The organism is Trinickia sp. NRRL B-1857 (genome assembly GCF_050470685.1).
Lineage (GTDB): Bacteria > Pseudomonadota > Gammaproteobacteria > Burkholderiales > Burkholderiaceae > Trinickia.
The window spans coordinates 2,713,989-2,721,353 of sequence record NZ_JBFLUK010000011.1; the positions used below are offsets into that span (position 1 = coordinate 2,713,989).

A 7,365-nucleotide genomic window follows, 5' to 3' on the forward strand; every position below is an offset into this window, starting at 1 on the left:
CCTTATCGGAGGGGCACAAATGAACCAATCGCAGTTGTCGGAACATAGCATTCGCCTTTGTCCGCCGTGCCGGCCCGACGGGCTGTCTACGAGCTTCTCGGCGAGCTACGCGGGGATCATGGCGTTTATGGCCGTCGCCACCGAGGGCAGTTTTGCAAAAGCGGGAGAGCGCCTCGGGATCGGCCGGTCGGCCGTGAGCCGGAGCGTGCAGAAGCTGGAAATGCAGCTCAGTACGCGGCTGTTTCAGCGCACCACGCGCACCACGCAACTGACGCGCGAGGGTCAACGGTTTTTCCACAACTGTCATCAGGGCGTGACGCATATCGTGGAAGCCATGAACGATATGCTGGAGCTTCGGCATGGACCGCCCAGCGGCTTGCTGCGTATCGGATCGCCGGTCGCATTCGGTAGGAAGATCGTTGCACCGCTGCTCGATGCCTTTATGAAAGTCTATCCGGACATCGTCGTCGATCTTGTGCTCGACGAGCGCCCCGCCGATTTCGCAACGGACCGGATCGACGTAGCGTTTCGCAATGGCCGCATCGAGGATTCGAGCATCGTGGCCAAGCAACTGATTCCGATGCAGATGGCACTCTGTGCTTCCCCTTCCTATATCGACGCGCACGGCCTGCCGGGCACATTGGACGATTTATGTCTGCACGAGTGCATCAACCTTCGCGTCGCTGGCGGCAAGACATTCGAATGGGAGTTCAAGGTCGACGGGTGCGTACGCAAGTTTCTGCCCGAGGCGCGTATTGCGTTCAACGATGCCGATTTGGTTTTGCAAGCGGTACTGAGGGGGCAGGGCATCGCACAGATGGCGGGCTATCAGATTTGCAGCCATATTGCTGCGGGCGAGCTTGTCGTCGTCATGGCGCGGTATGCACCCGACGATCGCGGTCATTACATTTGCTACCTCACGAGGCAGCATCTGCCGGCGCGCATTCGCGTTTTTATCGACTTCATGACCGAGCGGATTCGCGCACTCGATCTCAATTGTTTGACCGAATTCAATGGCTATGCGGGCAAGTGCGCAGCATGAGCCGGCGCCCGCGCCGAAGACGAACGATGCAAGCTGCCGAACGTTGACACCGGAGCATATTGTGAGCGTAATCACATCGATGCCGCGTCGAGGACGCGAGTGTCTCGAACCTTTGGTCTATGTTCTCGACGACGATCCGGACATGAACGACGCGCTCGTCGATTTGCTGCATTCGGTGGGCATGCGCACAACGTCTTTTTCGTCGGCGGAGACTTTCCTGTCGATCGAAATCGGCGAGGAGCCGAGTTGCCTCGTGCTCGATGTTCGGCTGCGCGGCGCCAACGGGCTCGACGTTCAGCAAGCGTTGAAACGGCGCGACATCGACCTGCCGATCGTCTTCATCACGGGCTACGGCGATATCGAAATGACGGTGCAGGCGATGAAGGCCGGCGCGGTGGACTTTTTGACGAAGCCGTTTCGCGACCAGGCCCTACTCGATGCGGTCGCGCAAGCGATTGCCGTGGATCGGAAGACGCGCCGGGCGGCAAGGTGCGGCGATGACTTGCGTGGGCGCTATGCGACGCTCACCGACCGCGAACGCGAGGTCATGATGTTGGCGGTTTCCGGGCTCATGAACAAGCAGATCGCCGGCGAAATCGGTATCAGCGAAGTGACGGTCAAAGTTCATCGCGGCAGAGTGATGCGCAAGATGTCGGCTCGTACGTTCGCCGATCTCGTCAAGATGTCGATCGACATCGACCGCACGGCGCGGCACGATCGGGCCAGTTCGGCACCGGCGCCGCGCTATCTTATCGACGCGGCGCCGCAATCCATGGCGACAAGTTACGGGTGAGCGGTATCGCGCTGGCGATGGATGTCGTGCGTGACGAACGGGTTGTCTTGCGTCGGCATCGCCAGCCATTCGGGATGTGCCAGCGTTTCGCGGATGTCATCGAGTCCACTGCCCCAATGCTCGTTCATGGTCAGCGGGCCGAACTGAAAATCCTTCGCGCTGCCCTCGAACGACTTGTCGCGATAGATCAATTGAACGACATTTCGACGTGCGTTGCACGCACGTTCGGCCGCACGCAGATAGGCTTCGTGCTGGCGATTTTCCGGCGGCACGAGGGCCATGACCTCGTTCAACATGACGCGGAAGTTTTGCTGTTCGCTCATGTAGTCTGTGATGAAGCGGGTGCGGCTGGAATACTGCACATCCTTTTGACGCGTGGCGACGCCGAGGAGGTTGTCGGGCACGCCGCCGCGAGCGCTCCATAAGTCGACCTGAAAGATCAGCGAATTGCGTCTAGGCTGCGCCTTCAGAATTGCGGAAAGCGGCGTATTGGAAACGAGTCCGCCGTCCCAATAGAATTCGCCGTCGATCTCCACGGCGGGAAAGCCCGGCGGCAAGGCTCCGGAGGCCATGAAATGCTCCGCGCGCAAGATCGTTTTGGTGTTGTCGAAGTAGACGAAATTGCCGGTGCGCACGTTCACGGCGCCGACCGATACGCGCATCTCTTGGTGGCGGTTGATCCGATCGAAATCGGCAAAGCGCTCGAGCGTGGACTTCAAGGGCGTCGTATCGTAGTAGCTTGCGCTGTGAGGCGTGGCAGAGTGCATCGATCCTGGCGACCAGAAGCGGGGAGAGAAGAACCCACGCTGCCCCTCGAACAACGCACGGGCTGCTTCGATGCCGTCAAACCAAATTCGCAGCGGGTCGGGCCAGTGCTGCGCGGTCTCGGCGATCATCTCGTACGGCAAGAGGCTGGGCAGCCAGGGCTGGCGGCAAATGTGGACCCAGAACTCGCGCAATTTGGACACGCGATGTTCGGGTGCGTTGCCGGCGATGATCGCGGCATTGAGCGCGCCGATGGAAATGCCCGCGACCCAATTCGGCCGGATGCCGGCTTCGGCCAGCCCTTGGTAGACGCCGGCCTGATAGGAGCCGAGTGCGCCGCCGCCTTGGAGTACGAGCGCAGTGACGGCGTAGTCGCGGTCGATCTCGATGGTTGACGTCGATCGTGCCGTTGCCTTCGCGGGCCCGGACGATCCTTGCAACCCTTGCTTGTCCTGGAACATGTGAAACTCCCTCATCGATTCGCATGAGAATGCTCGCAGCGTTCGTGCGCCCGCCGCGAGCATCGACCACGCACTTACTGCATGTACCAGCCGTGGCTGACGACGAACGATTGGCCTGTTAGCGCATTCGAGGGATAGGCGCACAAGAAGAGCGCGGTCTGTGCGACGTCGTCGACCGTGGTGAATACGCCATCTACCGTGCCGCCCAGCATGACGCGGCGTATCACTTCCTCTTCGCTGATGCCGAGTTCGCGCGCCTGCTCGGGGATTTGTTTGTCGACCAGCGGCGTGCGGACGAAGCCGGGGCAAATCACATGGGAGCGCACGTTGTGCTCGCCGCCTTCCTTGGCCACGACGCGTGCAAGGCCGAGCAGTCCGTGTTTGGCCGTGACATACGCGCATTTGAGCGGCGATGCCTCATGGGAATGGACCGAGCCCATATAGATGATCGTGCCGCCGCGCTTGTCGCGGTACATATGTTTGAGCGCCGCACGCGTGGTCAGGAATGCGCCGTCCAAGTGAATCGCTTGCATGCGTTTCCAATCGGCGAAGCTGTATTCATGTACCGGATTGACGATTTGGATGCCCGCGTTCGACACGAGGATGTCGATGCCGCCGAAGCGCTCGGCGACGGATTCGATTGCGCGCTCGACTGCGGTCTCATCGGCCACGTCCATGGCAAGGCCGATGGCATGACCACCCTTGGCTCTGATCGCGTGCGCGACGGTGTTTGCCGCGTCCTCGTTGAGATCGGCGATGGCGACCGTTGCGCCCTCGCTCGCCAATAGTTCGGCGATGGCTTTGCCGATGCCGCTGGCGGCACCTGTCACGACGGCGGTTTTACCTTGAAGTTTCATGGCGTTCTCCATTGAATGTCGGGCCGGGCAGGCGTTGTGCGTGCCAGGCATCATGCGTTGGGTTCGTTAGCGCCGCAGATAGTCGTAGACGACTTCGCCCAGCCCGAGCGTGAGGTCCGCGACGTAGTGCTTTGCGCCGACGACCTCGAGGACCGGCAGCGAGGCGACCGGCGCTAACGCGTGTGGGAAGAGCGAGAGCGCAGCCGGGCCCGTCCATGCCCCTTTCACCTGGACGTCTTTGAGGAAATAACAGACCAACTCGCAGACGCGGGCGGAGCCGTCGACATGAGGCAGGATCTTGAGCAGGAAATTCGGGGTGTTCGCGAGGGCGTCGCGAACCTGATCGCTGTCGATCGTTTGGTGTTTGTAGCCCATCGTGCCCGTTGCTACGCGGACCGGACCGTAATCGAGCGTCCCCACGAGGGTGTCGGTCTCGACTGCTAAGCGAGGGTTTGCGAGCTTTTTCGGGAAGCCCCAGAGTTCGCGCCCGGCGGCCAGCGGCGGATGATCGTCGAGAAACATCGCATGGGTGTAATTGCCGCGCCGCCCTTCGTACGTTACCGGAATGACTTGGCCGGATTCGGAGTAGTTTCCAAAGCCGGTGGAGTCCGGCATCCGAATGAATTCGTAATGCACGAGCGGTTCGGCTATCTCCAACGGCTCCGGCACGACGGCGCGCAGCAGTTCCGGATCGGTGCGATAAGAGATGACGAGGAACTCGCGTTGAATGAAGCGGTACGGTCCCATCGGATATGCCGGCCGACTTAGCGGTGTGGCAAAAGCCAAGTCGCGGATAGTTTGAACGTCCATGGTGCGCAAGCCTCCTCGGGCGAAAGCGTGGTGCGATGCGCCGTCGGGGTGACGGCTATCGATCACGGTTAGCGCATTCTGGAGGTTCGAGCGGCGAGGCTCCATCACACGAAGGTATCAGCGGACGTATCCGTTCGTGCGACGCTCTAGCCGGAGTTCATTGCTCGAGGGGGCTCAACATACTTCGAATGAGCCCCTGTCTGGCGGCAAACTCGGAAAAGATAAACGAGTTGCGATTTACGACAACGTGTTCGTCATGGACGACGTCACGCTAAGCGACGATCAGAGATCTCCGCTCACTTCACCGGTTCCGAGCTCGCTCCGTAGCCGGTTGACCTCCGCCCACAGCTCATCGCTATCGATATTGCGCAGCAGAACCACGCAGTCCAGCTGGTCTTCGTCCACGCCGAAGTATTGCAATATCTCCTTGCGAACCGAATCGAGGAACTGCGCATATTCCGGGGTTTCTTGGGCTTGCGCGTGCAAGGCGTCGTATTCCGCATCGTCCGCGCCGCCGCCATACTCGTCGATGTAGCGCGAGATCCATTGGTCCCGTTCGTGGTCGTAGTCGGCCTCGGCGCGCATCGCCTGCATTGCCGTATCGAAGTCTAGTTGCGCAAACGCGGCGATCGCCGCCGTCGTTGCCTCATCGAATTGGATAGTCATTCTCTTACCTCTTGCTGATCGTGGCGCATCATCGCATAGGCCGTGCGTGGGCGGGGATGCCGGCCGCTTTTTTGCCTTTGCGCGAGACAGAGCGCTGGCCGGTTTTCTTCGGCAAGCGCTGGGGATCGGCGAGGAGCTCGACCAGCCGCGTTTCGCATTCGGAAAACGAGTACCCGCGCCGCTGTGAAATCATGAACGTGAGAGCACGCATATGCCATGCGCGCCGTCGAAGCTCGACGAGTGCGCCATTTGCGAGGTCTTGCTCGACCATATGTTGCGGCATGTGCCCCCAGCATAAGCCACCCCTGAGCAGATCGTGCTTCGCGCCGAGATCGTTGACCCGCCATTGACGTTCACTGGCGACCCCCTGCTGCGTCTTCTCTGCATCGGACTGGTTGTCGGTTACGACGAGCTGGATGTGCCGGCCGAATTCCTCTTTCGAAATCGGCCCTGCGATGGCGGCCAACGGGTGCGATGGTGCACAGACCGTCACCATTCGTGCTTCACATAGATGCAGTCTTTCCATGGTGCCAGGGTTCAGCTCCGGCACGTCCATGATCGTCACCGCCAATGCGCACGTGCCTTCGATAACCAGACGCTCGCCACCCTGCATGGTCGTCATGCGCAGATTGATTGCAGCCGTTGGAAAGTCCGCCTGCACGGTACGTAGACAGTCGATTAGATGCGCGCGCGGAAAGTAAGTGTCCACCGCAATCGAGACCTGCGGTACCCCGGCTTCCGCAATCGACACCGCGCGCATCTTCATTTCTTCGGTACGCGAAATCACTCCACGAGCATCGGGCAGGAGGCTGCGGCCCGCAGGCGTGAGCGTCGCCTTGCGCGCGTTGCGCTCGAACAGCACCACATCGAACGCACTTTCGAGTGCGTTGATCGCATGACTGATCGCCGACTGTGCGCGCTTGAGCTCTCGCGCTGGCCCCGGAGAAGCTCCCTTGGTCGCACACGGCGACGAAGGCCCGAAGTTGATTGATGGTGACGTTGTCGAGCATGGCTATCGAAAAAGTAGATGGCAGCTATAGATATTTAGTCAATTGCTTCATGAATCAAGCGCGCCAGAATCGGACCTATCGCTTTTGTTCCAGGGGTGCACGACATGAACGGATTGAATGGAAAGACCGCTGTGATCACCGGTGGCCCACGGGTATCGGCGCGCCGCGGCAAAGCGCTTCATCGAGGAAGGGGCCCGCGTTTTCATCTTCGGCCGCCGGCAGGAAGCGCTCGGCTGGCTGCTCCGTTCGATAATCGAGTCCAGCAGGGCGCGGTAAAACCAAAGAGGAATCTATGAGCTACGCAATTATTGGGTTCGGCAAGTTCGGCCAAGCGCTCGCTAGGGCGTTTGCGAGAAGCGGTATCGAAGTATCCGTGGCAACCACGCGCGATCCCGAAAGCTTCGCATCCGCCGCGGCCGCGATCGGACCCGCGATCGTTCCCAAAAAACTGGCGGAAGCGTCAAGGCGGACGTCATCTTTTTGGCGGTTCGTTTCGAATCGCACCCGGACGTCGCGAAGGCGTTGTCGAGCTGGCAGGGAAAGATCATCGTCGATGTGACCAATGCCTACGGCGTGCCCCTTGAGGCACTAGGGGAGCCATCTTCTGCCAAGGTCGTCGCACGGGCTTTCGCCGGCGCGAGGCTGGTTAAGGCTTCAATCATTTGCCCGCAGCCGTCTTCGAGCAAGATCCGGCCGTGAGCGGTGGCAGGCGAGTGGTGTTCTTGGCGAGCGACGATGGCGACGCCGCGGCCGAGGTCGGTGCACTTGCGGAAAATCTCGGCTTTTCGGCGATCCAACTTGGCGGTCTCTCGGAAGGCGGACTGCTTGTGCAGGCAAGCGGAAATAGCTGGGGGCATCTGATCTTTAAGGACTTTGATCAAGTTTGATTGACACCGCGGAGGGGATTGAACGCGCTCTCTCAGGCAGACGAATGCTGCTGCGGCGTGATTTCGTCTGAAAC

6 protein-coding genes and 3 pseudogenes are annotated in these 7,365 nt (G+C 60.4%); 4 read left to right on the plus strand and 5 right to left on the minus strand.

Annotation, left to right across the window (positions count from 1 at the left end; genetic code table 11):
• The first annotated feature begins 19 nt into the window (after window positions 1–19).
• Both AB1286_RS32445 and AB1286_RS32450 read left to right on the plus strand, forming a co-directional pair.
• Window positions 20–1,042 carry a LysR family transcriptional regulator gene (locus tag AB1286_RS32445; protein WP_430365199.1) on the plus strand — a complete coding sequence of 341 codons (1,023 nt, stop codon included), beginning with the start codon at window positions 20–22 and terminating at the stop codon, window positions 1,040–1,042.
• A gap of 61 nt (window positions 1,043–1,103) precedes the next feature.
• On the plus strand, window positions 1,104–1,835 hold the full coding sequence (locus AB1286_RS32450) for a response regulator transcription factor (RefSeq protein ID WP_430365200.1): 732 nt from the start codon (window positions 1,104–1,106) through the stop codon (window positions 1,833–1,835).
• Here AB1286_RS32450 and AB1286_RS32455 read toward each other — a convergent pair.
• From AB1286_RS32455 to AB1286_RS32475, 5 genes and pseudogenes are all read right to left on the minus strand, one after another.
• Window positions 1,826–3,076: a DUF3734 domain-containing protein gene (locus AB1286_RS32455; RefSeq protein WP_430365201.1), complete on the minus strand. Its 1,251-nt coding sequence runs from the start codon at window positions 3,074–3,076 to the stop codon at window positions 1,826–1,828. The two genes, AB1286_RS32450 and AB1286_RS32455, sit on opposite strands and share 10 nt — an antisense overlap.
• A gap of 59 nt (window positions 3,077–3,135) precedes the next feature.
• The gene (locus tag AB1286_RS32460; RefSeq protein ID WP_430365202.1) at window positions 3,136–3,918 is read right to left on the minus strand and encodes a 3-hydroxybutyrate dehydrogenase; all 783 of its coding nucleotides are present in this window, start codon (window positions 3,916–3,918) and stop codon (window positions 3,136–3,138) included.
• 66 nt (window positions 3,919–3,984) lie between these two features.
• Window positions 3,985–4,728 (minus strand): acetoacetate decarboxylase, encoded by a 744-nt coding sequence (locus AB1286_RS32465; protein WP_430365203.1) that lies wholly within the window; start codon window positions 4,726–4,728, stop codon window positions 3,985–3,987.
• A 282-nt stretch (window positions 4,729–5,010) separates the two neighbouring features.
• Window positions 5,011–5,394: an ATP-dependent protease gene (locus AB1286_RS32470; RefSeq protein ID WP_430365204.1), complete on the minus strand. Its 384-nt coding sequence runs from the start codon at window positions 5,392–5,394 to the stop codon at window positions 5,011–5,013.
• A 28-nt stretch (window positions 5,395–5,422) separates the two neighbouring features.
• Window positions 5,423–6,404 (minus strand): annotated as a pseudogene (locus AB1286_RS32475) (LysR family transcriptional regulator).
• Window positions 6,405–6,508: 104 nt separating this feature from the next.
• Between AB1286_RS32475 and AB1286_RS32480 the strand changes: the two are divergent.
• Window positions 6,509–6,674, plus strand: a pseudogene (locus AB1286_RS32480) (oxidoreductase); the annotation flags it as partial.
• Window positions 6,675–6,696: 22 nt separating this feature from the next.
• Window positions 6,697–7,295: pseudogene (locus AB1286_RS32485) on the plus strand (NADPH-dependent F420 reductase).
• Window positions 7,296–7,365: the final 70 nt, after the last annotated feature.